The 25,304-nt window shown below is 67.3% G+C and carries 24 protein-coding genes; 8 read left to right on the forward strand and 16 right to left on the reverse strand.

The window, feature by feature from the left end; all coding sequences use genetic code 11:
* Positions 1–13 precede the first annotated feature (13 nt).
* The 3 genes from AC3WMA_RS05450 to AC3WMA_RS05460 form a co-directional block, all read right to left on the reverse strand.
* Positions 14–913 (reverse strand): diacylglycerol/lipid kinase family protein, encoded by a 900-nt coding sequence (locus AC3WMA_RS05450; RefSeq protein WP_492284354.1) that lies wholly within the window; start codon positions 911–913, stop codon positions 14–16.
* A 44-nt stretch (positions 914–957) separates the two neighbouring features.
* A complete protein-coding gene (locus tag AC3WMA_RS05455; protein WP_492284355.1) occupies positions 958–1,845 on the reverse strand; it encodes a transglutaminase-like domain-containing protein in 888 nt (295 codons plus the stop codon).
* Positions 1,846–2,172: 327 nt separating this feature from the next.
* Positions 2,173–2,556, reverse strand: coding sequence for a PRC-barrel domain-containing protein (locus AC3WMA_RS05460; protein ID WP_492284356.1), 384 nt, complete (start codon positions 2,554–2,556; stop codon positions 2,173–2,175).
* A 255-nt stretch (positions 2,557–2,811) separates the two neighbouring features.
* On the opposite strand from AC3WMA_RS05460, the gene AC3WMA_RS05465 reads away from it, so the two are divergent.
* Positions 2,812–3,078 (forward strand): YMGG-like glycine zipper-containing protein, encoded by a 267-nt coding sequence (locus tag AC3WMA_RS05465; RefSeq protein ID WP_492284357.1) that lies wholly within the window; start codon positions 2,812–2,814, stop codon positions 3,076–3,078.
* A 76-nt stretch (positions 3,079–3,154) separates the two neighbouring features.
* On the opposite strand, the gene hutC is transcribed toward AC3WMA_RS05465, so the two are convergent.
* Together hutC and AC3WMA_RS05475 are read right to left on the reverse strand one after the other, a co-directional pair.
* Positions 3,155–3,904 (reverse strand): histidine utilization transcriptional repressor HutC, encoded by a 750-nt coding sequence (hutC, locus tag AC3WMA_RS05470; RefSeq protein WP_492284358.1) that lies wholly within the window; start codon positions 3,902–3,904, stop codon positions 3,155–3,157.
* Between the two features lie 12 nt (positions 3,905–3,916).
* The gene (locus AC3WMA_RS05475) at positions 3,917–5,284 is read right to left on the reverse strand and encodes a formimidoylglutamate deiminase (protein WP_492284359.1); all 1,368 of its coding nucleotides are present in this window, start codon (positions 5,282–5,284) and stop codon (positions 3,917–3,919) included.
* A gap of 179 nt (positions 5,285–5,463) precedes the next feature.
* Here AC3WMA_RS05475 and hutI point away from each other — a divergent pair, with 179 nt between their 5' ends.
* The 5 genes from hutI to AC3WMA_RS05500 all read left to right on the forward strand — a co-directional run bounded on the left by hutI (position 5,464) and on the right by AC3WMA_RS05500 (position 11,377).
* Positions 5,464–6,630, forward strand: coding sequence for an imidazolonepropionase (gene hutI, locus AC3WMA_RS05480; RefSeq protein WP_492284753.1), 1,167 nt, complete (start codon positions 5,464–5,466; stop codon positions 6,628–6,630).
* Positions 6,627–8,159 carry a histidine ammonia-lyase gene (hutH, locus tag AC3WMA_RS05485; RefSeq protein ID WP_492284360.1) on the forward strand — a complete coding sequence of 511 codons (1,533 nt, stop codon included), beginning with the start codon at positions 6,627–6,629 and terminating at the stop codon, positions 8,157–8,159. Before hutI ends, hutH begins: the two co-directional genes overlap by 4 nt.
* Positions 8,156–8,965 (forward strand): N-formylglutamate deformylase, encoded by an 810-nt coding sequence (hutG, locus tag AC3WMA_RS05490; protein WP_492284361.1) that lies wholly within the window; start codon positions 8,156–8,158, stop codon positions 8,963–8,965. Before hutH ends, hutG begins: the two co-directional genes overlap by 4 nt.
* Positions 8,962–10,629 (forward strand): urocanate hydratase, encoded by a 1,668-nt coding sequence (gene hutU, locus AC3WMA_RS05495; protein ID WP_492284362.1) that lies wholly within the window; start codon positions 8,962–8,964, stop codon positions 10,627–10,629. The genes hutG and hutU overlap by 4 nt, the downstream gene beginning before the upstream one ends.
* A 187-nt stretch (positions 10,630–10,816) precedes the next feature.
* Positions 10,817–11,377 (forward strand): HutD/Ves family protein, encoded by a 561-nt coding sequence (locus AC3WMA_RS05500; RefSeq protein WP_492284363.1) that lies wholly within the window; start codon positions 10,817–10,819, stop codon positions 11,375–11,377.
* Between the two features lie 113 nt (positions 11,378–11,490).
* On the opposite strand, the gene AC3WMA_RS05505 is transcribed toward AC3WMA_RS05500, so the two are convergent.
* The gene (locus AC3WMA_RS05505) at positions 11,491–12,570 is read right to left on the reverse strand and encodes a citrate synthase/methylcitrate synthase (RefSeq protein ID WP_492284364.1); all 1,080 of its coding nucleotides are present in this window, start codon (positions 12,568–12,570) and stop codon (positions 11,491–11,493) included.
* An 88-nt stretch (positions 12,571–12,658) separates the two neighbouring features.
* Between AC3WMA_RS05505 and AC3WMA_RS05510 the strand changes: the two genes are divergently transcribed.
* Positions 12,659–13,798: a citrate synthase family protein gene (locus AC3WMA_RS05510; protein WP_492284365.1), complete on the forward strand. Its 1,140-nt coding sequence runs from the start codon at positions 12,659–12,661 to the stop codon at positions 13,796–13,798.
* Here AC3WMA_RS05510 and AC3WMA_RS05515 read toward each other — a convergent pair.
* The 5 genes from AC3WMA_RS05515 to AC3WMA_RS05535 form a co-directional block, all read right to left on the reverse strand.
* Positions 13,795–15,021 (reverse strand): class I SAM-dependent methyltransferase, encoded by a 1,227-nt coding sequence (locus AC3WMA_RS05515; protein WP_492284366.1) that lies wholly within the window; start codon positions 15,019–15,021, stop codon positions 13,795–13,797. The two genes, AC3WMA_RS05510 and AC3WMA_RS05515, sit on opposite strands and share 4 nt — an antisense overlap.
* A 152-nt stretch (positions 15,022–15,173) precedes the next feature.
* Positions 15,174–15,953, reverse strand: a complete 780-nt coding sequence (locus AC3WMA_RS05520) for an ABC transporter ATP-binding protein (protein ID WP_492284367.1) — start codon at positions 15,951–15,953, stop codon at positions 15,174–15,176.
* Complete coding sequence (locus AC3WMA_RS05525; RefSeq protein WP_492284368.1) at positions 15,950–16,723, reverse strand: ABC transporter permease; 774 nt, start codon at positions 16,721–16,723, stop codon at positions 15,950–15,952. The genes AC3WMA_RS05520 and AC3WMA_RS05525 overlap by 4 nt, the downstream gene beginning before the upstream one ends.
* Complete coding sequence (locus tag AC3WMA_RS05530) at positions 16,720–17,256, reverse strand: mismatch-specific DNA-glycosylase (protein WP_492284369.1); 537 nt, start codon at positions 17,254–17,256, stop codon at positions 16,720–16,722. The genes AC3WMA_RS05525 and AC3WMA_RS05530 overlap by 4 nt, the downstream gene beginning before the upstream one ends.
* A 167-nt stretch (positions 17,257–17,423) precedes the next feature.
* The gene (locus tag AC3WMA_RS05535) at positions 17,424–18,383 is read right to left on the reverse strand and encodes an ABC transporter substrate-binding protein (RefSeq protein ID WP_492284370.1); all 960 of its coding nucleotides are present in this window, start codon (positions 18,381–18,383) and stop codon (positions 17,424–17,426) included.
* A 242-nt stretch (positions 18,384–18,625) separates the two neighbouring features.
* On the opposite strand from AC3WMA_RS05535, the gene AC3WMA_RS05540 reads away from it, so the two are divergent.
* Positions 18,626–20,182, forward strand: coding sequence for an acetolactate synthase large subunit (locus AC3WMA_RS05540; protein WP_492284371.1), 1,557 nt, complete (start codon positions 18,626–18,628; stop codon positions 20,180–20,182).
* Between the two features lie 362 nt (positions 20,183–20,544).
* Here AC3WMA_RS05540 and AC3WMA_RS05545 read toward each other — a convergent pair whose 3' ends face one another.
* The 5 genes from AC3WMA_RS05545 to AC3WMA_RS05565 form a co-directional block, all read right to left on the reverse strand.
* Positions 20,545–21,588 (reverse strand): histone deacetylase family protein, encoded by a 1,044-nt coding sequence (locus tag AC3WMA_RS05545; RefSeq protein WP_492284372.1) that lies wholly within the window; start codon positions 21,586–21,588, stop codon positions 20,545–20,547.
* A 126-nt stretch (positions 21,589–21,714) separates the two neighbouring features.
* Positions 21,715–22,311, reverse strand: coding sequence for a TetR/AcrR family transcriptional regulator (locus AC3WMA_RS05550; protein WP_492284373.1), 597 nt, complete (start codon positions 22,309–22,311; stop codon positions 21,715–21,717).
* 145 nt (positions 22,312–22,456) lie between these two features.
* Positions 22,457–23,635, reverse strand: a complete 1,179-nt coding sequence (locus AC3WMA_RS05555; RefSeq protein WP_492284374.1) for an acyl-CoA dehydrogenase family protein — start codon at positions 23,633–23,635, stop codon at positions 22,457–22,459.
* A 99-nt stretch (positions 23,636–23,734) separates the two neighbouring features.
* Entirely contained in the window at positions 23,735–24,856 is a 1,122-nt protein-coding gene (locus tag AC3WMA_RS05560) for a diguanylate cyclase domain-containing protein (protein WP_492284375.1), read from the reverse strand.
* Between the two features lie 166 nt (positions 24,857–25,022).
* On the reverse strand, positions 25,023–25,289 hold the full coding sequence (locus tag AC3WMA_RS05565; protein ID WP_492284376.1) for a hypothetical protein: 267 nt from the start codon (positions 25,287–25,289) through the stop codon (positions 25,023–25,025).
* Between the last annotated feature and the right edge of the window lie 15 nt (positions 25,290–25,304).

A 25,304-nucleotide genomic window follows, 5' to 3' on the forward strand; every position in this document is an offset into this window, starting at 1 on the left:
TGCCCGGCTCCGTTCAGTGATTGGCGGGGCGCGCCGCGATCACCCGCAACGCCTTCGGCAGCAGGCCGTAGCTCAGCGGCCCCGCCTTGCGCTCGACCTCCCCGTCGAAGGTGATATGGCCGCGCCGCTTGTCGCGGCGGATCAGCGTCACCGCATCGCCGGTGAAGGAGGTCAGGTTATGCGAGTTCCGCCAGTGGCCCGACACCACCGAGAGCGCCGCCTTGCTGCGCGAATAGAGCCCGCCGGCATTGAGCACATGGACCTCGAAGAGCCCGTCATCGAGCCTCGGGCGGCGCCAGTCCGCACCTTCGAAACGGTTGACCGTGACCAGCACGGCATCCGCCTCGACGATGCGGTGGTCGTCGCCGACGGTGATGTCGAGCGTCACCGGCCGCGTGAACAGGATCGAGCGCGTCGCGGCGACGCCGAAAGCGGCCGCGCGGCTGAAGGGGAAGCGGCGGCGGGCATATTCGCGCTCGCGCGCCATCAGGCTGAAGAAGCCCATGCCGGAGATCGAGTGGAACAGGCGATCGTTGACCCGGCCGACATCCATCTCGACCGGCTCCCCCCCACACAGCGCCGCAACCTGCTGCTCCAGCGTGCCGAACAGGCCGAGATCGCGGCCGAGCACGTTCACCGTACCCATTGGCAGGATACCGATCGGGCGATCGGCCTGGATCAGAACTGGCAGGGCGCCATTGATCGTGCCGTCGCCGCCCGCCAGGACAGGCAGCGCATGCTTGTCCTCGATCGCGAGCGAGAGCGCGTCGTCGATCTCGCGCGGCGGCACGAGCCGCACATCCACGCCGCAGCCATGGTTGGCGAAGGCCGCCTCCAGCCGCGCGGCAAAGGCATCGGCGCCGGCTTCGAGAACCGTTCCGGCGCGGGCATTGACGACGATCGTGTAGCGCATTGTGCTGGGGTAGATGGGTGGCGCTCGACCATGCGCAAGAGCGCTCAGGCCGCGGCAGGACGAGCGTTGAACTGTTCCGGCATCGACGGCATCAGCGGCATCGGCACGTCCTCGACCTCCTCGGTGACGACTTCGAAGCGCTGCAGCGTGTGCGCCCCGAAGGAGCTGATCATCGCGACATCGGTCGCGTCGCGGCCACGCGCGATGACGACGCGGCCGATGCGCTGCTCGTTGTGGCGGGCATCGAAGGTGTACCAGCGTCCGCCGAGGAAGACCTCGAACCAGGCGTTGAAATCCATCGGCGCGGGATTGGCGGGCACGCCGATATCGCCGAGATAGCCGTTGCAGTAGCGCGCCGGGATATTCATGCAGCGGCAGAGTGCCACGGCAAGATGCGCGAAGTCGCGGCAGACGCCGATCCGCTCCTCGAAGGCTTCGGCAGCGGTTCGGGTGTTGCGGGCGAAATGATAGCCGAAGGTCAGGTGATTATGGACGAAGTCGACGATCGCCTGGACGCGCGACCAGCCCGGCTGGACCTGCCCGAACAGGCTCCAGGCCTGATCGTAGAGCTTGTCGGTCTCGCAATAACGGCTGCCGAGCAGGTAGACGAGCGCCGAATCCGGCAGGCGCGAGGGCGAGACCTCGCGGGCGATGGCGTTGATGACATCCGGCTCGCCGGAATCATGGACGATCCCCTCCGATTCCAGACGGATGCCGCCCGGCGGCGCGACCATGCGGCGGCGAATATTGCCGAAGGCGTCAAGATCCTGCGTCGTCGCGATGGCCAGGGACGGATCGCCAAGCGCGGTCACCTTCATCTCGTCCGGCGTCGTCAGATCGTGCCGGCGCGACGGATGCACGTCGAGCAGCGTGATCAAGGGCATGTCATGGGAACAGACCAACTCGATCCGATAGCCGTAGCGGATGCGCATCTCGCCTTCTCCTGATGTGAGGGCCGGACCGCTGCGCAAACTCGCCGCTGCGGATCGTCGGGTGTCGAAATCCCCCGGCGACTAGACGCGCGAATGGGCTCTTCTGTTCCCGCCGGTCGATGAAAAATGGCGCGGAATGCGGATGCTCCCCGAGAGCCCAAAAAAGAAGATGCGGGCCTTTCGGCCCGCATCCCGCCGCCACGACGGTTCGGCTGGGGGGATAGCAACCGCCGCGACCTGCGCTCTGGTCGTTTCGGCGCTTCCCCGAAGCGCCGAAACGATTCAAATCGTCGATCTGTCGCGTTTTCTCGCGAAACCGCCCTGCGGTTACATCATCCAGTAGGGCATCGTGCCGTAGTAGTCGTGGACACGCTTGCCGTAAGCCTTGTCATCCCAGTCGGGCTCGCCCTCGCTGTCATACATCGGCGCAGCCTCGAGCTGTTCCTTGGTCAACGGCACGACATAGCCGCCGCGCTGCGTGTCATAGTCGAGCACGCTCCACGGGATGGGGTGGTACTTCTCGCCCAGCCCGAGGAAGCCGCCGAAGGACATGATCGCGTAAGCGACCTTGCCGGTCAGCTTGTCGAGCATCACGTCGTAAATCTCGCCAAGATGATCGCCGGCTGTGTTGTAGACATCGGTTCCGGCGACACGGGCCCCCGCGATGAGCGGGTTGGCGGTCGCGGCAGCAGTCATGGGAATGTCGGTCATCGTCTTCCCCCTTGGTTCACGATGGGATGCCGGAGAGCCTGTCCTCCGGCGGGACTTGCCTTTCCAACCGCCGCTGCCGCGATAGGTTCCGGCGCATTGCGAATTTTCGAGGCCTTGAGGAAGGCTCGACCGCTCCTTCCTGCTCCTCTCCCGGCGCACCGTTCTCGCCCTGTCCGGTTAGCCGGCGGGAACCTTAAGCGCCCCGCGCTGTTTGGTGCTGCGAGCGACTCGTCATCTCACGGAGGAGGAGAGGTCATGATCATCAAGAAACTTATGCTCGTCGCGGCGCTGGGCGCTGCTCTCGGCGCCTGTACGGCGCGCGAGCAGAATGCCGGCACGGGCGCCCTGATCGGCGCAGGCGCGGGCGCCATCATCGGCGGCGCCGCCACGGGCCGAGCCGGCGGCGCGCTGGCGGGTGCTGCGATCGGCGGCGCGAGCGGCGCGATCATCGGCGGCGCGGCGACGCGTCAAAGCTGCTACGGGCGAGACGAATGGGGCCGCCGCGTGGTCTACGACTGCTGAGGCAGCATCATCCCATCGAAGGCCCGCCCACCGGCGGGCCTTTTCTTTTGCGTGCAGGGCGTGACAGCCTCTGCCCTCAGGCGGCGCCGTACGGGCCGAAGCGCCCGACGAAACGGTGGCGGAAGCCGGGATAGAGCAGGCGCACGGCCGTCACCGGCTGCGACTGGTTCCAGGTCCGGCGCTCGACCAGCAGGCAGGGCTCGCCCTCCGCGATCTCCAGCAAAGCCGCCTGTTCCTCCCCTGCCCCGATCGCGCTGATCGCATGCTCGGCCTGCGACCAGAGGCTGTGCTGCAGGAGCCAGTCGCCCGGCGGCGTCCCGGCGAAGTCTTCATCCGCGAGCCCGCTCACGCCGGCCGCGTGAATGACGCGCTCCTCCAGCACATGCGGCCTGCCGTCGGCGCGATGCAGAACGAGGAGATGCGTGACCTTGTCGGAACGCTTGAGACCGAAGAGTTCGGCCACCTCCGGCGAAGGCCGGCCGTCGGTACGCGCCAGCACCTCATAGGCGTAGGCCTGGCCGAGTTGGCGCACCTCTTCCGGGATCGAGAGGATGTCGAGCATGGCGTGGCTCGCCGGCGGGGTCGCGACAACGGTTCCCGATCGGCGGCGGCGGATGATCAGGCCCTCGCGGGCGAGCTGGACCAACGCGCGATGCACGGTCATGCGCGACGCACCGAGCTGTTCCATCAGGGCATGCTCGGGCGGCACGCTGGTCCCGGGCTGCCACTCCCCGCTGACGACGAGATCGCGGATCGCCCGCCGGATCTGGTCATAGACCGGCCCGGCGCCGTCCAGTTTCACCGCGTCGAGCCGGGTTTCCGTCATCGTCGTCCCTGATTACTCCGTTGCGAGGAGGCGCCGCATCACGCCGCCGAAGCGCTTGCGCACCGAATCGCGGGCGAGATGGCGCCCCTCGGCCACCACCCTCCTGCCACCGACGACGACATCACGCAAAGGCATGGCGTTGGCAGCGAAGATCGCGCTGTCGACCGCCTCGGCGCCGGAGCGGCCAACGAGGGCCGGATGATCGGTATCGAGCGTGATGAAATCGGCGCGGTGGCCGGGCGCGATGGCGCCGATGGCACGGCCGCAAGCCCGCGCACCGCCGGCGCAGGCGGCCTGCCAGAGCGCGAGGCCGGTCGAGGCCTTCTCCTCGGCGAAAAGCGCGCGGCGACGGTCGCGCAGGCGCTGCGAATATTCGAGCTGGCGCAGTTCAGAGCCCGCATCGATCTGGATGTTGGAATCGCTGCCGACGCCATAGGCGCCGCCCGCTTGTGCATAGCGAATGCCATCGAAGATGCCGTCGCCGAGGCTGGACTCTGTGATCGGGCAGAGGCCCGCGACCGCGCCGCTGCGGGCGATGCCGTCCCGCTCGGCATCGGTCAGATGCGTCGCGTGGATCAGGCACCAGCGCTTGTCGAGCGGGATCGTGTCCATCAGCAGTTCGACCGGGCGCTTGCCGGTGATCTTCAGGCTGGCCTCGACCTCCGGCACCTGCTCGGCGACATGGATGTGGACCGGGTCGTTCGGGCGCAGCGACGAGACCCAGCCGAGATCGTCGAGCGCGACGGCACGCAATGAATGCGGGGCGACGCCGAGCCGCGCGTCCGGCAGATCGCGGATCGCGGCGGCGCTGCCTTCAAGCAGGCGCTGATAGGCGTCGCGCTCGTTGACGAAGCGGCGCTGGCCGTGGACCGAGGGCGCCTGCCCGAAATTTCCGAAGCGATAGAGCACCGGCAGCAGGGTGAGGCCGAGGCCGGTTTCCTGCGCGGCGGAGGCGATCGCCTGCCCCATCGTCGCGATATTGGCGTAGGCGCGCCCGTCCTTGTCGTGATGCAGATAGTGGAACTCGGCGAGCGCGGTGAAGCCGCCTTCCAGCATCTCGACGAAGGCCTGTGCCGCAACGGCCTGTACATCCTCCGGATCGAGCCGGTCGAGGAAGCGGTACATCACCTCGCGCCAGGTCCAGAAGGAATCCTCGGGCGCGCCGCGGCGCTCGGACAGGCCGGCCATGCCGCGTTGGAAGGCATGGCTGTGCAGGTTCGGCATGCCCGGCAGCGCGATCCCCGCGAAGCTGCGGACATCTCCCGCCGGCTTCACCCCTGCCTCGACGGAGACGATCGCGCCGTCGGCGACGGTCAGCTTCACATCGCTGGCAAAACCTTCGGGCAGAAGGGCCTCGGCCAGATGCAGGGTCTCGGTCACCGTTTCGCTCCGTCGCTCATTGGCGTTTATTTGCATATGCAAATAACACTTGCTATTTGCATATGCAATTAGATATCATGGCTTCAATTCAAAGAGTAGCGGGAGGACGCACGGTGGCGAAAGCGCCTGGTGAAACGCTGGCTTGCGACAAGCTCTGGACGAATGCGCGATTGGCGACGATGTCGGCTGGGGTCGATGCTCCCTATGGCGCGATAGAGGATGGCGTGATCGCCGCCCGTGACGGCCGCATCGTCTATGCCGGGCCGCGCAATGAGGCACCCGCCTTTCAGGCAGCCGAGACCATCGATTGCGCAGGCCGCTGGATCACACCCGGCCTGATCGATTGCCACACCCATCTCGTCTATGGCGGCGACCGGGCGCATGAGTTCGAATTGCGACTGCAGGGCGCGACCTATGAGGAGATCGCGCGGGCCGGCGGCGGCATCCTCTCCACCGTCAAGGCGACGCGCGAGGCGAGCGAGGATACGCTCTTCGCCTCCGCCGATAAGCGCCTCGCCGCGCTGATGGCCGAGGGTATCACCACCGTCGAGATCAAATCCGGCTACGGGCTGGAGCAGCAGGCGGAGCTCAAGCAACTCCGCGTCGCGCGCCGGATCGGTCGCGAGCGGCCGGTCACCGTGCGCACCACCTTCCTCGGCGCCCATGCCGTGCCACCGGAATACAAGGGCCGCTCGGGCGACTACACCGCGCTCGTCGCCGGGCCGCTTCTCGATGCCGTCGCGACTGAGCAACTGGCCGATGCCGTGGACGTCTTCTGCGAGGGCATCGCCTTCTCGCCGGACGAGACCAAAACCGTATTCGAGGCCGCCAAGGCCAAGGGCCTGGCGATCAAGCTCCATGCCGAGCAGTTGTCCAATCTCCACGGCGCCAAGCTCGCCGCCGAGATGGGCGCGCTTTCGGCCGACCATCTCGAATATCTCGACGAGGACGGCGTCATCGCCATGGCCAAGGCCGGCACGGTCGCGGTCGTGCTGCCCGGCGCCTTCTATTTCCTGCGCGAAACGCAGAAGCCGCCGATCGAATTGATGCGCAAGCATGGCGCGGCGATCGCGCTCGCGACCGATGCCAATCCCGGCTCCTCGCCGCTGACCTCGCCTTTGCTCGTGCTCAACATGGCCTGCACGCTCTTCCGGATGACGCCGGAGGAGGCGCTGGCCGGGCTCACCCGCCACGCCGCCAAGGCCCTCGGACTTCAGGACGAGGTCGGCACGCTCGAATCCGGCAAGCGCTGCGATCTCGCGATCTGGGAGATCGAGCGCCCCGCAGAACTCGCCTACCGCATCGGCTTCAATCCCCTTCACACCCGCATCTGGAACGGACAATGACCACGGTTTCGCTGAACCCGGGCGCAGCCCATCTCACCGACTGGCGCGCGATCCTCGACGGCGCCGTCGCCTCGCTAAGCAGCGAGAGCGCCAAGAACATCGCTTCCGGCCAGAAGATCGTCGAGGAGATCGTCGCCGCCGGCACGGTGACCTATGGCGTCAATACCGGCTTCGGCAAGCTCGCCAGCGTGCGCATCGCCGATGCCGATCTCGCCAAGCTCCAGAGCAATCTGATCGTCTCGCATGCGGTCGGCACCGGCCCTGCCCTGCCTGACGGCGTGGTGCGCCTGCTGCTGGCGATGAAGGCCGCGAGCCTGGCGCGCGGCGCCTCCGGCGTGCGCCCCGTCGTGATCGAGGCCCTGACCAACGCGCTCAAGGCCGACGCCTTGCCGGTGATCCCGGCCAAGGGCTCGGTCGGCGCCTCCGGCGATCTCGCCCCGCTCGCCCATATGACTGCGGCCCTGATGGGCTACGGCGAGATCCGCCTGAAGGGCGAGACCCTGCCGGCAGCCGAAGCGCTGAAGCGCGCGGGTCTCACCACGTTGGCGCTCGGCGCCAAGGAAGGCCTCGCGCTGATCAACGGCACGCAGGTCTCGACCACGCTCGCCATGACCGGCCTTGCCGCCATCGCTCGCGTCTTCGACGCGGCGCTCGTCGCCGGCGCGCTCTCGGTCGATGCGCTCAAGGGCTCCGACACCCCGTTCGATCCGCGCATCCAGAATCTCCGCGGCCAGCCCGGCCAGATCAAGGTCGCCAAGACCCTGCTCGACCTGATCGCCGGCAGCGCCATCCGCGAGAGCCATCGCCATGGCGACACGAAGGTGCAGGACCCCTATTCGCTGCGCTGCCAGCCGCAGGTGATGGGCGCGGTGCGCGACCTGATCGGCAACGCCGCCGCGACGCTCTCGATCGAGGCCAATGCCGTCACCGACAACCCGCTGGTGCTCGGCCCCGGCGAGATCGTTTCCGGCGGCAATTTTCACGCCGAGCCGGTCGCCTTCGCCGCCGACATCCTGGCCATGGCCGTCTGCGAGATCGGCAACCTCTCGGAGCGCCGCATGGCGCTGCTGGTCGACCCCGTGATGAGCGGCCTGCCGCCCTTCCTCGCCCGCGATGCCGGCCTGAACTCCGGCTTCATGATCGCGCAGGTCACGGCCGCGGCGCTCGCCTCCGAGAACAAGCAGAAGGCCTACCCTGCTTCGGTCGACACCATCCCGACCTCGGCCAACCAGGAAGACCATGTCTCGATGGCGACGCATGGCGCCTTCCGCCTGATCGACATGGCGAAGAATGCGGCGAGCATCATCGGCGTCGAGCTGATGGCTGCGGCAGAAGCGATCGAGCACCACCGCCCGCTCAAGACCAGCGCGCGCCTTGAGCCGGTGCTCGCCCTGCTGCGCGGCAAGATCGCGCCGCTGACCGAGGACCGCTACCTCGCCCCCGACCTCGCGGCCGCGACCGAGTTCGTGCTTTCCGGCGCCGTCGGCAAGGCGGCGGGCCTCGACAGCTTCGCCGAGTGCAGCGCATGAGCGCCGAGATCGTCACGGTCACGCGGGGCTCGTCCCCGCTGATCCTCTCCATGCCGCATCCCGGCACCGGCGTTCCGCCGGACGTCGCGGCGCAGCTCAACGCACGCGGAAAGCTGGTCGAGGATACCGACTGGCATATGCGCCAGCTCTACGGCTTCGCCGCGCCGTTCGCGCCGAGCATCGTCGAAGCGCAGCTCTCGCGCTTCGTCATCGACCTCAACCGCGACCCGGCCGGCGTCTCGCTCTATCCGGGCCAGGCGACGACCGAGCTCGTGCCGACGACGACCTTCGACGGCGCGCCAATCTGGCAGACCACGCCGGACGCCGCCGAGATCGAGCGGCGCAAGGCGGCCTATTTCCAGCCCTATCACACCGCGCTGGCGGCCGAGATCGAACGGGTGACGACCGAGCACGGCTATTGCGTGCTGTGGGATTGCCACTCGATCAAGTCGGTGATCCCGCGCCTGTTCGAAGGCACGCTGCCGACGCTGAACCTCGGCACGAATTCCGGCCAGAGCTGCGCCGGGAGTATCGAGGCCGCCGCCGTCACCGCGATGGCCGGCCAACCGCTCACCCAGATCGCCAATGGCCGCTTCAAGGGCGGCTGGATCACGCGCCATTACGGGCGCCCCTCCAGCCAAGTCCACGCGCTCCAGATGGAAATCGCGCTCTCGGCCTATCTCTCGGAGGAGAACGCGCCCTGGACCTTCGACGCGACGAAGGCCGCCGCCTTGCAAACCGCCTTGTCAGCCATCATCGCCGCAGCCCTGGACGCGGCCAAGACTCTCGAAGGGAGCCGCTCATGACCCGCCTGGACAATACCCGCGTCATCCGCCCCGCCACCGGCACCGAGCTCAGCGCCAAGAGCTGGATGACCGAGGCTCCGCTGCGCATGCTGATGAACAACCTGCACCCGGACGTCGCCGAGAATCCGCAGGAGCTCGTGGTCTATGGCGGCATCGGCCGCGCCGCCCGCTCCTGGGAGGATTACGACCGCATCGTCGCGACCTTGCGCCAGCTCGAGGCCGACGAGACCCTGCTCGTCCAGTCCGGCAAGCCGGTCGGCGTGTTCCGCACCCATAAGGATGCGCCGCGCGTCCTGATCGCGAACTCGAACCTCGTGCCGCACTGGGCGAACTGGGACCATTTCAACGAGCTCGATAAGAAGGGGCTCGCGATGTACGGCCAGATGACGGCCGGCTCCTGGATCTATATCGGCACCCAGGGCATCGTGCAGGGCACCTACGAGACCTTCGTCGAGGCCGGCCGCCAGCACTACAACGGCAGCCTCAAGGGCAAGTGGGTCCTCACCGGCGGCCTCGGCGGCATGGGCGGCGCGCAGCCTCTCGCCGCAGTGATGGCCGGCGCCTCCTGCCTTGCCGTCGAGTGCAATCCCGACTCGATCGATTTCCGCCTGCGCACCCGCTATCTCGACGAGAAGGCCGAGACGCTCGACGAGGCTCTGGAGATGATCGCCCGCTGGACCAAGAACGGCGAGGCAAAGTCGGTCGGCCTGCTCGGCAACTGCGCCGAAATCCTGCCCGAGATGGTCCGCCGCGGCATCCGCCCCGACATGGTCACCGACCAGACCTCGGCGCATGACCCGATCAACGGCTACCTGCCGAAGGGCTGGACCATGGGCCAGTGGAAGCAGGCCCGCGAGGCCAATCCGAAATCCGTCGAGACCGCGGCGCGCGCCTCGATGCGCGAGCATGTCGAGGCGATGATCGCCTTCCAGGACATGGGCATCCCGACCTTCGACTACGGCAACAACATCCGCCAGGTCGCCAAGGAAGAGGGGCTGGAGAACGCCTTCGCCTTCCCTGGCTTCGTGCCGGCCTATATCCGCCCGCTGTTCTGCCGCGGCATCGGCCCGTTCCGCTGGGCTGCCCTCTCGGGCGATCCGGAGGACATCTACAAGACCGACGCCAAGGTGAAGGAGCTGCTGCCCGACAACAAGCACCTGCATAACTGGCTCGACATGGCGCGCGAGCGCATCGCGTTCCAGGGCGTGCCGGCGCGCATCTGCTGGGTCGGCCTCGGCGACCGCCATCGGCTGGGCCTCGCCTTCAACGAGATGGTCAGGAACGGCGAGCTCAAGGCGCCGGTCGTGATCGGCCGCGACCATCTCGATTCCGGCTCGGTCGCCTCGCCGAACCGCGAGACGGAAGCGATGAAGGACGGCTCGGACGCGGTCTCCGACTGGCCGCTGCTGAACGCCCTGCTCAACACGGCGTCCGGCGCGACCTGGGTCTCGCTGCACCATGGCGGCGGCGTCGGCATGGGCTTCTCGCAGCATTCGGGTGTGGTGATCTGCGCCGACGGCACCGACGACGCGGCCGCCCGCCTGTCGCGCGTGCTCTGGAACGACCCGGCGACCGGCGTGATGCGCCATGCCGATGCCGGCTACGAGATCGCGTTGGACTGCGCCCGCGAGAAGCAACTCAACCTGCCGGGTATCCTGGGCTGAGCCTCCCCGCTGTCATTCCGGGGCGGCGCGTCAGCGCCGAGCCCGGAATCCAGAACCGAAGCCGATCTTCGCATCGGCTCGGCAAACCCGCCGACCATGCGGATAGGGTATCGGTTCTGGGTTCCGGGCTCATGGCTTCGCCATGCCCCGGAATGACGCTGTGGTTCCGAGCGGAGAAACAAGTACGATGCGCATCATCCGCGCCGCCGATTGCAAGGTCATGCCGTGGAAGAATGGCGGCGGCACCACGACCGAAATCGCAGTCGCGCCTGAAGGCGCCTCGCTCGGCGATTTCGACTGGCGGATATCGATGGCCCATGTGGGCGCCGACGGCCCGTTCTCGTCCTTTCCCGATATCGACCGGACACTGTCCCTGCTGACCGGCAATGGCATCCGGCTGGCCTTCGGAGACGGCGAGACGGTTTCGCTCGACCGCACCACCGCACCGTTCTTCTTCGCCGCCGACCGGGCGGTGGACGGCGTGCTGGTCGATGGTGCGATCGACGATCTCAACGTGATGAGCCGGCGCGGGGCGTGGAGCCATCGCGTCGAGCGCCTGAGCGGCGGATCACATGAGATCGCGGTTGAGCGTGGCGTGCTGGTCCTGGTGGCTCGGCATGGAGAGTGGCAGGTGAATGGAGCGGCTCTGGCGGCTGGAGACAGCGCAGTGCTCGAAGCGCCCGTCACCGTAAAGCTCGCTGCCGGGAACGGCGGCGAGCTGTTCGCGATCCGACTGCAGCCGGTCTGAGCTGCCGTCATTCTCGGGCGGAGCGCAGCTCCGACCCGAGAATCTCATGACGAGAAGACACTGGTTTCCGAGATGCTCGGGTCAAGCCCGAGCATGACGGCAGCGGTGCCGCCTCAGGCCGCCTGCCGCGGCTGCGGGCCGACATAGACCGATTGCGGACGGATCAGGCGGCCGCTGGCGATCTGCTCCTTGGCATGGGCGAGCCAGCCCGTCGTCCGCCCCAGCGCGAAGACGCAGGTGAAGGAATCCGGCGTGAAGCCGAGCGCCTCCAGCAGCAGCGCGGTGTAGAACTCGACATTGGTCTCCAGCGTCCGGTTGGGCTTGCGCTCGCGCAGGATGGCGAGCGCCGCCTGCTCCACCGCCTCGGCCAGTGCGAGGCGTCCGCTATCGGCGCCGAGCCGGCGGATCGCGCCCTTCAGCGCATCGGCTCGCGGATCGCGGACGCGGTAGATCCGGTGGCCGAAGCCCATCAAACGGTCGCCGCGATCGAGCGCGTTTTCCAGCCAGGCCCGAGCATTGGCGGGCGCGCCGATCGCATCGAGCATCTCGATGACCGGGCCGGGCGCGCCGCCATGGAGCGGGCCCTTGAGTGCACCGATGCCGGCCAGCACGGCCGAGACCAGCCCGGCGCGGGTCGAGGCGACGACGCGGGAGGCGAAGGTCGAGGCGTTGAGGCCGTGATCGGCGACAGTCACCAGATAGGTATCGAGCACCGCCGCCTGCTGCTTCGTCGGCGCCTTGCCCGTCAGCATGCGCAATGTGTCGGCCGCCTGCGACAGCGACGGATCAGGCGCGATCGGCGCGAGACCTTGCCGAAGACGCAAGGACGCAGCCGTGAACACGGCCGGCGCCGCCAGAAGCCGCAACACCGTACCGACATCCTCGCCGTCGGGGATCAGCGCTGTCATCGCGCGGATCATCTCGACCGGGGCGAGCGTGAGAGGGACGACAGCTTTCCGCACCACAGTCTCGAACAGCTCCTGCCGCGCCGCGCCGAGCGCTGCGGCTAAGTCCTTCATGGCGGGCAGGTCCGGCACGAAGCCGTCGAGCATCAGCGCAGCCATCTCCTCGAAGGAAGTGTGGCCCGCGAGCTCGTCGAGGCTGTGGCCGCGCATCACCAGCCGGCCGGCCGCTCCATCGACTTCCGAGAGCACGGTGTGGGCGGCAACGACATCTTCCAGGCCATCGGACATGGCGGTTCTCCTCAACATCTGAGGGCTTGAAGATTGATAGCCTCGCCGCTAGAATCAATCTTGAACAATATAATCAATATATTTTTCGATGACCGACTGGCTGACAGCGCAACAGGTGATGCAGCGGCTCGGGCTGAAGCCGCAGACGCTCTACGCCTATGTCAGCCGCGGGCTGATCGAGGCGCGCGGCGATGCGGGCGACTCGCGCCGGCGGCTCTACCGGGCCGAGGACGTGGCGCGGCTGGAGCATCGCAAGGCGCGGGGGCGCAAGCCCGCGGCAATCGCCGAAGATGCGATCGCCTTCGGCGAGCCGATCCTGGCCTCGGGCATCGCCACGATCCAGCGCGGCAAGCTCTGGTATCGCGGGCAGGATGCCGAAAAGCTGGCCGAGACGGCGAAGCTGGAGGATGTCGCAAGGCTGCTCTGGGATTGCGGCTCGCAGCGCTTTCCGCCGCTGTTCACGATTGTGACGGAGGCGCCGGCAAGGCAGCGCATGTTCGCGGTGATCGCGGCGCGCGCCGCCAGCGACCCCGCGATGGCCGGCCGCACGAAGAAAGCGCTCTACCTGGAAGCCGCCTCCGTCATCGACTCGCTCGTCGACGCCACCGCCGGGCGGCCGGGCCAGGGGCCGATCCATCACCGACTGGCGCAGGCCTGGGGCTGCGACGAACGCGGTGCCGACCTGATCCGCCGCGCGCTGGTGCTGCTGGCCGACCACGAGCTCAACGCCTCGACCTTCGCGGTCCGGGTCGCGGCGTCGACGCGCGCCTCGCTCGCCGCCTGCATCCTGGCCGGGCTCGCGACGCTGTCGGGACCGCTGCATGGCGGGATGACCCCGCGGGTGCTCGGGCTGATGCGCGAGATCGCGAGCGAGGGCGTCGAGATGGCGGTCTCTGCCCGGCTGGCGACCGGCATGCCCCTGCCCGGTTTCGGCCATCCGCTCTATCCGGACGGCGATGCGCGGGCGCGGGCGCTACTCACGGCCTTCTCGCTACCACCGGCCTATGAGGAGACGCGCCGCGCCGTCACGGCGCTGACCGGCGAGGAGCCGAATATCGATTTCGTGCTGACGGCGATCGCGACTGAACTCGGGCTTGCGCCGGATGTGCCGTTCCAACTCTTCGCCGCGGCACGCTGCGCCGGCTGGATCGCGCATGCGCTGGAGCAAGGCGAGACCGGACGCCTGATCCGGCCTCGCGCCCGCTATGTCGGGCCGGAGCCGGCCTAGGCCGGCGCGGCAATCGTCCGCCCAAGCTTGCCCTCACGCTCCGCGATATAGCCGCGCGTGATCGGCAGGGCGTCGAGCTTCTTGGCGAGCTGGAACTGGAAGACGACGAGGTCGTCATGCCGGAAGCTCGCCTCGCAGGCGGCGAGGTAGAATTCCCACATCCTGGCGAAGCGCTCGTCATACATCGCCACCGCCTCGTCGCGGCGGGCGAGGAAGTTCTCGCGCCAGATTTTCAGCGTCTCGGCATAGTGCAGGCGCAGCACCTCGACATCGGTGATGACGAGCCCCTCCTGCTCGACCGCCGCCGCCACCTCCGACATGGCGGGGATGTAACCGCCGGGGAAGATGTACTTGGCGATGAAGGGATTGGTCGCGCCCGGCGGCGTCGAGCGGCCGATCGTGTGGACCAGCGCAACGCCGTCATCGCTCAGCAGTTCCCGGATCTTGCGGAAATAGTCGCGGTAATAGCCGACGCCGACATGCTCGAACATGCCGACCGCGACGATCCGGTCGAAGGGCTCGTTCAGATGCCGGTAGTCCTGCAGCCGGAATTCGACCGGCAGGCCGGATTCCGCGCCGCGCTGCTGCGCGATGGCGAGTTGCTCCTCGGAGAGCGTGATGCCTGTGACGGACGCCCCCGTCTCGCCGGCTATGGACAGCGCCATGCCGCCCCAACCGCAGCCGATATCGAGCACGCGCTGGCCCGGCTGGAGGTCGAGCTTGCCCATGATGTGGCGCTTCTTGGCGAGCTGCGCCTCAGCCAAGCTCATGCCGGGCTCGGCGAAATAGGCGCAGGAATACTGCATGTCCGGATCGAGGAAGAGCCGGAAGAAATCGCTCTTGAGATCGTAGTGATGCGCGACGTTGCGCTTCGCCAAAGCCGGCGTGTTGTGCTGGTGGAAGCGTCGCACCGCCGTGCGCAAGCCCTCCAGCACCTTGCCCCAACCTTTGGGGCGGGCGCGGTGCACGGCCGCGACCAGCGCATCGAGCAGGTCGTAGAGCGAGCCCTGCTCGACGACGACGCGCCCGTCCATCACGGCTTCACCAAGGGCGAGCTCGGGATTGAGCGCGAGTTTCAGTTCCGTCGGGGAATCGACGATGCGCATCCGCAAGCGCGGCGCGGAACCCTGCCCGACCGACTGCAAGGTACCATCGGGAAATACGACATCGATCCGTGGCTCGATCGCGAGCCGAGACAACATCCTGGCGATCAGCGAATGCATTGGCCCCACCTTCGGCAGCGCCCCTTTCGCTGAAGATGGCAACGCGATGCGCCGTCGTAACGGCCCCTCAGCGCAAGGCAGCCACACGCATGCGACATGACAACGCAGGCGGTGAAGTTCGGTTCCGCTAGGGAAGCATGGCCGGTGGCCGGCTAGTGATCCGCCGCGATGACCTCGGCGCGGATCTCCTCGACGAGGCGCTCCTTCAAGGCAACGAATTCCGGCGTCGTCTTGATGGTGTAGGGCCGCGGATGCGGCAAATCGACCGGGATATCGGCCTTGATCCGGCCCGGTCGCGCGCTCATCACCACGACGCGGGAGCCTACGAAGATCGCCTCCTCGATATCGTGGGTGACGAAGAGCACGGTCTTCTGCTCGCGCTCCCAGATGCCGAGCAGCATTTCCTGCATCAACGCCCGGGTCTGGTTGTCGAGCGCGCCGAAAGGCTCGTCGAGCAGCAGGATCTTGGGGTTGTTGGCGAGCGCCCGGGCAATCGCCGTGCGCTGCTGCATGCCGCCCGAGAGCTGCTTGGGGAAGTGGTCGACGAACTGGCCGAGCCCAACGCGCGTGGCCCAGTCGCGGGCGATCTTCAGTCGCTCGGCCTCGGACACGCCCTTCTCGCGCAGGCCGAAGGCGATGTTCTGCTGCACCGTCAGCCAGGGGAAGAGCGTGTAGCTCTGGAAGACGAAGCCGCGATCGGCGCCCGGCCCCGCGACCGGCGCGCCATCGAGCAGGATGCAGCCCTCGCTCGCGGTCTCCAGCCCGCCGATGATGCGCAGCAAGGTCGACTTGCCGCAGCCGGAGGGACCGAGGATGGTGATGAAGTCGTTGTCGGCAACAGTAAGCGAGGTCGGCATCAGGGCGCGCGTCGGCTCGCCGCCGCGCTGCGCCGGAAAGACCTTGCCGACATTCTCGACGAGAAGCTTGCTCATGTGCGCGCCCACGGAAACAGGCGCTGGTTGACCGCCTTGAAGAGGAAATCGGAGACGAGACCGATGAGGCCGATCACGATGATGCCGAAGATGATCTGCCCGGTGTTCAGCAGCGCCTGGCTGTCGGTGATCATGTGGCCGATGCCGGAGGACGAGCCGATCAGCTCGGCGACGATGACATAGGTCCAGGCCCAGCCGAGCACGAGGCGGAAGATCTCGGCGATCTCGGGCGCCGCGTTCGGCAGCATGACGCGGCGCACGACCGAGCTGTCGGTCGCGCCCAGCGTATAGGCGGCATCGACGAGGTCGCGCCGGATCGAGCCGACCGAGACGGCGATCATCAGGATGAGCTGGAAGACCGAGCCGATGAAGATGACGAGCAGTTTCTGTGTCTCGCCGATGCCGGCCCAGAGGATCAGCAGCGGGATGAAGGCCGAGGCCGGCAGGTAGCGCGCGAAGGAGACGAAGGGCTCCAGGAACGCCTCGATCGGCTTGTAGGCGCCCATCATGATGCCGATCGGCAGGGCGACGATGACGGCCAGGATGAAGCCGCCGACGACGCGCCAGATCGTCATCATGATGTCGAAGCTGAAGCCGTAGCGGACCATCAGGTTATAGCCCTCGCCGACCATGGTCAGCGGATCGGCCAGGAAGAGGCGCTGGACATAGCCGCCGAAGGTCGCGACCGACCAGAGCGCGACGAAAAGCGCGAAGAAGGCCAGGCCATAGCCGATACGGGCCGAGGCCGAGACAGGTTGCAAGGGTCTCATCGCGATAGGGTTCCGGTCACGGCCATGGCCAGTTGCTTCCAGGGTTCGATCGACCAGAAGCCGGCAGCGGCGCCGGAGGTCGAGGGGAGGACGTAGATGTCGGCATCGGCCAGTCCATGCGCTTGCGGCCCGTAGGCGAGCCGCCCCTCATTGATCCCGAGGGCGGCTTGCGCCGCACGCTTGCCGTTGAAGGCGAGGATGCGGGGCCGGTTCGCAGCGATCCGCGCCGCGAAGCCGGCCACGTCGAAATGGCCGCCACGCAGAGCGGAATCCGGGCCCGAGGTCCGCTTGGCGACATCGGTCAGGCCGATGCCGTAGCGCGGCAAGGTCAGGAACTCCTCCGGCCGGAGCCTCACCGGGACGAGCCCGATCTCATGAAGCACCGGCCAGAACTTGTTGCCAGGCCCGGCATAATAGGCGCCACGCCTGGCCGAGGCGGCGCCGGCCTGCGTGCCGCAGAAGACGACGCGCAGGCCGGGCTCCAGAACATCCGGGAGGATGTCGCCGTTCGCACCATCAAGATCCGCCGTCACCCCGCAGCCCTCATCCTGAGGAGCCGCACAGCGGCGTCTCGAAGGATGCTCCAGGTGGTTCCGGAGCCTCCTGAAACATCCTTCGAGACGCCATCCCTTTCGGGATGGCTCCTCAGGATGAGGGCTCGCGGGTATCTCAAGCAGCCCCCGGCCTCACTTCCTTGCGTTCACTTGCCGGCGACGAACTTCGTATCGACCAGCGTGGCGAGATCGGGCTTGGCCTTGATCAGGCCGATCTCGAGCAGCAGGTCGGCGGCCTTGGCCGAGAAGGCCTGCCAGTCGCCCGAGAAGAACTTCTTGTTACCCTCGGCATCCGACCAGCGCAGGTATCCGGCCGACTTGCCGAACTGCTCGCCGGTCTGCTTCACGTCGGCGCCCATGATCTCGTAGGCCTTGGCCTGGTTCTTCTTGATCATGTCCAGGGCCTCGTAATAGCTCTGGGTCAGCGCCGCCGCGGCCTTGTCGTTGACGAGGAAGGCGGGCGTGCAGCCGAAGGTGTCCATCACCATCGGGTAGTCCAGGGTGGTGGCGATGATCTTGCCCGCGTCCGGCTTGTCGCGGACGGAGGAGAGATAGGGCTCATAGGTCATGGCGGCATCGTTCTGGCCGGCGATGAAGGCTTGGGCTGCCGGGCCCGGCTCCATGTTGACGACCTTGACGTCCTTCACCGAGAGGCCGTTCTCCTTGAGCATCCAGGCCAGCGCGAAATAGGGCGAGGTGCCGGGCGCGGAAGCCGCGACCGTCTTGCCCTTCAGGTCCTTGATCGCGGCGACATCCTTGCGCACGGCCATACCGTCGGCGCCGTAGCTCTTGTCGAGCTGGAATATCTGCTTGGTCTTGATGCCGGCCGCATCCCAGACGATCCAGGTCTCGACCGTGGTCGCGGCGCACTGGATGTCGCCCGAGGCGATGGCGAGATGGCGATCCTTCTGCGGGATCTTCTTGATGGTGACGTCGAGGCCGTTCTTGGCGAAGATGCCGGCCTCCTTGGCGAGCACCAGCGGAGCGAAGCCGGTCCAGCCGGAAATGCCGATATTGACCTTGGTCTGCGCCTGGGCGCCGCCCGCCGCGAAGAGCGCCGCGAGGCCAAAACCGACCGCTGCGCCGGCGCGCTTGAAAACTGCCATGGTTGAAACCCTTCCCCTGTTTTTCGGCTGATGCGCCAATCCAACGCCTAGAGCGTCATCGCAGCGCCATGCAACCTTCGTTCCCATACATTTTAATTGCATATGCAAATACGTCAAGCGGCCGATCAGCGCCGCTTGGGAAAGTCATGACATTCTCTCGTTTGACAGGGCAGAGGGAATTTCCTCCTCTTCCGCCCGCCGGCGCGCAGACGCCCTTATTTCTTTCGAGTCGAGGTTTCCCGATGAACGGCGCCGACCGCCTTTGCGACACGCTTCTGATCAACGGCGTCGATACCTGCTTCGCCAATCCCGGTACCTCGGAGATGCATTTCGTCGCGGCGCTCGACCGCAAGCCGGAAATGCGCTGCGTGCTCGGCCTGTTCGAGGGTGTGGTGACCGGCGCGGCAGACGGCTATGCCCGCATGGCCGACAAGCCGGCGGCGACGCTGCTGCATTGCGGCCCCGGCATGGCGAATGCGCTCGCCAACATGCACAATGCCCGCCGCGCCCGCACGCCGATGATCAATGTCGTCGGCGACCACGCGACCTATCATCTCCAGCATGACGCGCCGCTGACCAGCGATATCGAGAGCCTGGCGCATCCGATGTCGCATTTCGTCCGCCGCATCGCGACGCCCGAGGATGTCGGCCCGGCGATCGGGGAGGCCTATGTCGCCTCGCTGACCCTGCCCGGTGTCACCACCGTGATTCTGCCGGCCGACTGCGCCTGGGGCAGCGTCGAGCCCGCCAAGCTGAAGCCGACCGAGCTGCCGGCTTTGAAGAGCGTCGAGGGCGCGACGATCCGCGAGGTTGCGGCCGGCCTGCGCAAGCATGGCGCCCGGGCCGCGATCATGCTGACGGGGCTCGCGCTCCGCGAAAAGCCGATGGAGATGGCCGCCCGCATCTGCGCGGTGACCGGCGCCCAGATCTTCAGCCAGATGTCGAACGGGCGCATCCAGCGCGGCGCCGGCCGCGTCGCCATGCCGAAGGTGTTCTACCCGATCGACAAGGCGCTCGAGCAGCTCAAGGATGTCGACTATCTCGTGCTCGTCGGCGCGCAGGTTCCGGTCGGCTTCTTCGCCTATCCCGGCAAGCCCGGCCGCCTGATCCATGACGGCTGCGAGGTCGCGACGCTGTCGATCCCCGGCGACGACCTGCCGGCCTCGATCACCGCGCTCGCCGAGGAGATGGGCGCGACCAAGACCGCTCCGCTCTACATCGCCCCGGCGCGCAAGGAGCAGCCCGGCCTGCCGACCGGCAAGCTCGATGCCGACAAGGCCTGCGCCATCGTCTCGGCCCTGCTGCCCGAGAACTGCATCGTCTGCGACGAGTCGGTCTCGTCCGGCCGCAGCTTCTACTACGATTGCCACAGCGCGCCGCAGCACGACTATATCCAGCTCACCGGCGGCGCGATCGGCGAAGGCATTCCGCTCGCGATCGGCGCGGCCGTCGCCTGCCCCGACCGCAAGGTCATCGGCATGCAGGCCGACGGCTCGGGCATGTACACGGTGCAGGGGCTGTGGACGCAGGCCCGCGAGAATCTCGACATCGTCACCGTCGTCTTCGCCAACCGGACCTACCAGATCCTGCATGGCGAGATGCGCGCCGTCGGCGTCAACGATTTCGGCCGCAACGCCACGCTGATGCTGAACATCGACGAGCCGGCGCTGGACTGGGTGATGATGGCCAAGGGCATGGGCGTCGAAGCGGCGCGGGCCACGACGGCGGAGGAATTCACCAGCCTGTTCAAGGCGGCGCTGGCCAAGAAGGGGCCGTTCCTGATCGAGGCTGCGATCTAAGCGGCGCCGAGCGGCACTGAAGAGTGTCATCCCGCACGCGCTGCGGCACGAAGTGCTGCTGCGCAGATGCGGGATCGTCTGCAAGAAAAGGCGCCTTCTCGTCACGCAGTCCCGTGTCTGCGCCGCAGCGTTCCACGCTGCAGCGCAGACACGGGATGACGCGTGTGGTTACTGGCGAGGTGCGGAAGAAGCAGTCGGTGTGGCGCGTCATCCCGCACGCGTTGCAACACGCAGTGTTGCGGCGCAGATGCGGGATCGTTCTCAGAAAAGGCGCCTTCTCGTCACGCGATCCCGTGTCTGCGCAGCAGCACTTCGTGCCGCAGCGCGCACGGGATGACAGGCGGTAACGCCAAAAAACAGCGCTACTTGAACTCGCCCAGGAAGGCGTCGAGGCAGTCGCCGATCGCCTCGATGGCGTAGCCGCCCTCCTGCACCACCAGCGTCGGCAGGCCGAAGCCCTTCACCTGCCGGCCGATCGTGCCGAAATCGCTGGCTTCCAGCTTCAGGACACCGATCGGATCGTCCTTGTGGGCATCATAGCCGAGCGCGATCACCACGGCATCGGCACCGAAATCGCGGATCGCCTTGCCGGCCTCGGCGACGGCGGCCTCCATCGCGGCGCCGCCCGCACCATGCGCCAGCGGCAGGTTCAGGTTGAAGCCCTCGCCCGGGCCGTTGCCGCGCTCGTCGGCATAGCCGGTGAAGAAGGGATAGTAGTTCGACGGGTCGGCATGGACAGAGATCGTCAGCACGTCGTTGCGACGGTAGAATATCTGCTGCGTGCCGTCGCCGTGATGGGCGTCGACGTCGAGGATCGCGACCTTGCCGAATTTGGAGCGCAGGCGCTGGGCCGCGATCGCCGTATTGTTGAGATAGCAGAAGCCGGTGGCGCGGTCGGCGCGGGCGTGGTGACCGGACGGACGGCAAAGCGAGTAGACCGCGCGCTCGCCGCCGAGGATCGCGTCCGCCGCGGAGACGGCCGTCTCCGACGAGCGCAGCGTCGAATGCCAGCAATGCTCGCCGATCGGCACCGAGAGATCGCCGAGATACCAGCCGAGCTGACCGATAAAGCCGGTCGGGCGGCAAGGCGGGCGGACATCCTCGTCCGGGCGGCCGCTCCAATAGGGGAAAGTGCTCGGCCAGACTTCCGGGCCGCGCTCGGCCGGCAGGTCCTGCCAGCGCGCCCAGGCGGTTTCGAGGAACTTGACGAAACCGGCGTCATGGATCGCCAGGACCGGCTCCGTGCCATGCGCCGCCGGCTTTTCCGGCGCGATACCGTGTTTCCTGAGCGCGCCGAGCAGGCGCTCCGTCCGTTCCGGCAGGTCCTTGGGAGCCACGACCTTGCCGTAGCGCATATACTGCTGGGGATCGTGAAGGGCTTGGTCGGGGTGATAGAAGGCGCGCATCAGGCGAAGCATCCTCGTCAGATCGCGAGGCGACCGTCAGCCCCGCGGGCGGATGCTAGCAACCGCCGCGACGCCGGTCAGCCATGACGATGCCGCCCACCCCTGCGTGGGAGGCGGGACCGCCGGTCAATGCGGTGAGAGCAGCGCGACGAATTCGCGCGCCAGGGCGTCGATCGAATGGCGTTCCGGCCTATACCAGTCGGTCGAGCCGTTGAGCGCGCCGAGCAGGAAGAGCCTGAGCACATCGGGCGAGTTGCCGGCGGGCATGCCGCCGGCCTCCTGCCATTCTGCGATCAGACGGCGCCAGACATCCTCATAGGCACGGCGCACGGCCCGCACGCTCTCCGGCACGGGCGCCGCGCCGAAGGTGAAGACCTTGATGCTGGCGGAGGTGTAGTCGCCATGGCCGTGCAGCGCCGAGAGATGCGCGCGGATCGCCGCCTCCAGCCGCACGCGCGGCGAGGCACCCTCCTCCGCGGCGAGCGCCGCGACGACCGCCTCATGGACGAAGCGCACGCCGTCATTGACGACGGCCTCGACGATCTCCTCCTTCGAGCCGAAATGGTAATAGAGGCTCGCCTTGCGGATACCGACGGCCTCGGCGATCTCGCGCAAGGTGGTCTGGTGATAGCCGCCGCCGCGCAGCAGCCGCGCGGCATGGTCGAGAATCAGCCGGCGGGAGCCGCCTTCGGCTGCTGGCCGCGTCGTTGGCGCTTCATTCATAGGGTGTCTTCCCGTGCGCGCTGCGGCGTGAAGCGCTGCAGCGCAGACACGGGACCGCGCGACGAGAAGGCGCTGTCCTGAAGACGGTCCCGCATCTGCGCGGCAGCACTGCGTGCTGCGGCGCGTGCGGGATGACGCTTGGCCCTCACAGCCGCTTCGCCACTTCCTCGAGCATGACCTCGGTCGCGCCGCCGCCAATGGCCTGGACGCGGGCGTCGCGGGTCATGCGCTCGATCGCGCTCTCGCGCATGTAGCCCATGCCGCCATGGAACTGCAGGCAGTCGTACATGACTTCGTTGACCAGCTCGCCGCAATAGGCCTTGGCCATCGAGACCTCGCGGGTGGCGTCGAAGCCCTGCGCGTCGAGCCAGGCGGCGTGATAGACGAGCTGGCGACCGGCCTCGACCTTGCCCGCGAGATCGGCGAGGCGCTGGCGGATCGCCTGCTTCTCCCAAAGTGGCGCGCCGAAGGCTTTTCGCGTCTTCACATAATCCAGCGTCAGGTCGATCGCGGCCTGCGCCTCGCCCATCGCCATGGCGCCGATCACGGTGCGCTCGTTCTGGAAATTGCTCATGATCGCGTAGAAGCCGCGACCTTCCTGCCCGAGCAGGTTCTCGGCCGGCACCTTGCAATCGACGAAGGAGAGCTCGGCGGTATCCGAGGAGCGCCAGCCATGCTTGTCGAGCGCACGCGAGACCGAGAAGCCCGGCGTGCCCTTCTCGACGACGAAGATCGAGACCGATTGCGAGGGCCGCGCTTGCGGATCGGTCTTGGCGGCGACGCAGTAGAGATCGGCATGGACGCCGTTGGTGATGAACATCTTGGCGCCGTTGAGGACGTAATGATCGCCCTCGCGCCGCGCCGTGGTGCGGATGCCCTTCACATCCGAGCCGGCATCGGGCTCGGTGACGGCGACCGCGACGATCTTTTCGCCCGCAATGATGCCGGGCAGGTACTTGTCCTTCTGCGCCTGATTGCCGGCATTGGCGATATGGACCGAGGCCATGTCGGTATGGACGAGCGCGGTGATCGCGACGCCGGAGAAGGTCGAGCGGCCGAGTTCCTCGGCCAGCACGACGGTCGCCATCGTGTCCATCTCGGAGCCACCGTAATCGGCGGGGTAGCGGATGCCGAAGAAGCCGAGTTCGCCCATCTTGCGCAGCACGTCGCGCGGGACGAAGCCGTCCTCCTCCCATTGCAGGGCATGCGGCTTGATCTCGGTCTCGACGAAGCGGCGGACCTGATCGCGCAGCGCCTCATGCTCCTCGGTGAAGTAAGGCGAGCGGCGCGCGCCCTCCGCGACAAGCTTTCCGCCTGATGACATTGCCTTCTCCCGTCCCTGTGCAGCGCCATCGGCGAGCTACCTGCCGGACGGTAGGTGAACGGCCCGCCGAGATCAAGCTACCGTCATTCGGAAGTGATGTCAGGCGACGTCGTCCCAGTGGGCGACCATGCTGCGGCCCTTGCCGGCGCGCTTGGCACCATAGAGCGCCTGATCGGCCGCGCGCGTCAGCACCTCCGCCGTCCAATGGCCGGAATCCCGTTCCGGCTTGACGGAGACACCGACGCTGGCGCCGACCGTCACGAACTGCCCCATCAGCAGGACCGGCGCCATGACGACCGACACCGCCCGGTCGGCGACCTCGGAGAGCGCAACCGCATCCTCGACGCCGCGCACGAGCAGGGCGAACTCATCGCCTCCCAGCCGCGCCACGATGTCGCCCGGCCGGACGACGCCCTTCAGGCGCATCGCGACCTGCTTGAGCAGATCGTCGCCGGCCTGATGGCCATGGCGGTCGTTGATCACCTTGAAGCCGTCGAGATCGAGCAGCAGCAGGCCGAGCGCCTCGCCGCTTTCTCCGGCTTCGTCGAGAACGCGATCCAATCCGCGGCGGTTGAGCAGGCCAGTCAAAGGATCGTGGCTCGCGGCGAAGTCGAGTTCGCGCCGCACCATCAGCAATTCCTCGAACTGGCCGATGATGTAATCGGAGCTCTCGTAGATCGAATAGAGATAGACAAGCAGGAGCACGCTCAGCGCCTGATAGAGCGGATCGCCGGAGACGAGGAAGGCGACGACCAGCGTGCCGATCGCGATGGTCGAGAGCACGGCGCAGATCCAGTAGCGCAGCGTGCGCAGATAGGAACCGGCCGTCAGCGCCATGGTGAGCCCGAGGCTGAGCACGAAGCCGCCGGCATGGTCGGCTGCGGCAGCCGCCAGGGTCAGCGCAGCGATGACGAGCGTGAAGGCGAAGGCGGTATAGGCGTAGCCGGCTTCCCAGCGCCGCGCCTCCACGAGGGTCAGCTTGCGCGTGGTGTCGCGACGCTTGAAGCCGATGATGTTGGCGATGCGCGCCATCGTCGTCACGACGCCGGCCCCCGTCAGCCACCAGAAGATCGCCTCGCCGGTCTGCACGGCCATGATGGCGGAGCCGACGATCAGCCCGGCCGCGATGCAGAGGATCTGTGGCAGGGCCGCGAAGAGACGCGAGATGATCTCGATCTCGATATCCGCGGGCAGCTGCGCGGCGCGTTTGCGGGGCCTCATCAGCAGATGCATGGGCATGGCTCTACGCGTGAGGCTCTAAGAACCTGTCAGCCCGATCCCCGGCATTTTAAGGATCAGGCGCCGATGGCCGTGGCGCCATAAAAAGAGGGGGCGGCAAAGCCAGCCCCGTTCCAGGTTGCAGATCGGGAGGTCGGGCGCGGGTCGATCAGTTGCAGCCGCAGCCGTGGCCGAGACCGCCGAGCAGTCCACCGACGATACCGTTCTTGCTGACGATCGCCTTCACCGGGGCGGCGATGCCGACCTTGTTGCCGCTGAGGACGCTGACATTGTTGAGCGCATTGATCTTGACGCCCGACACCGCCGTCGTCACCGGAACGACGATACCGCCGAGAAGAGAACCGCCCCGCCCGCCGGCCATGGCCGGGGAAACGGCGAAAGCTGCAACCGTAGCGAGAACAATCGCGTATTTCATCTTGCTTCTCCCTGT

The organism is Allobosea sp. FW305-C-101 (assembly GCF_058783685.1).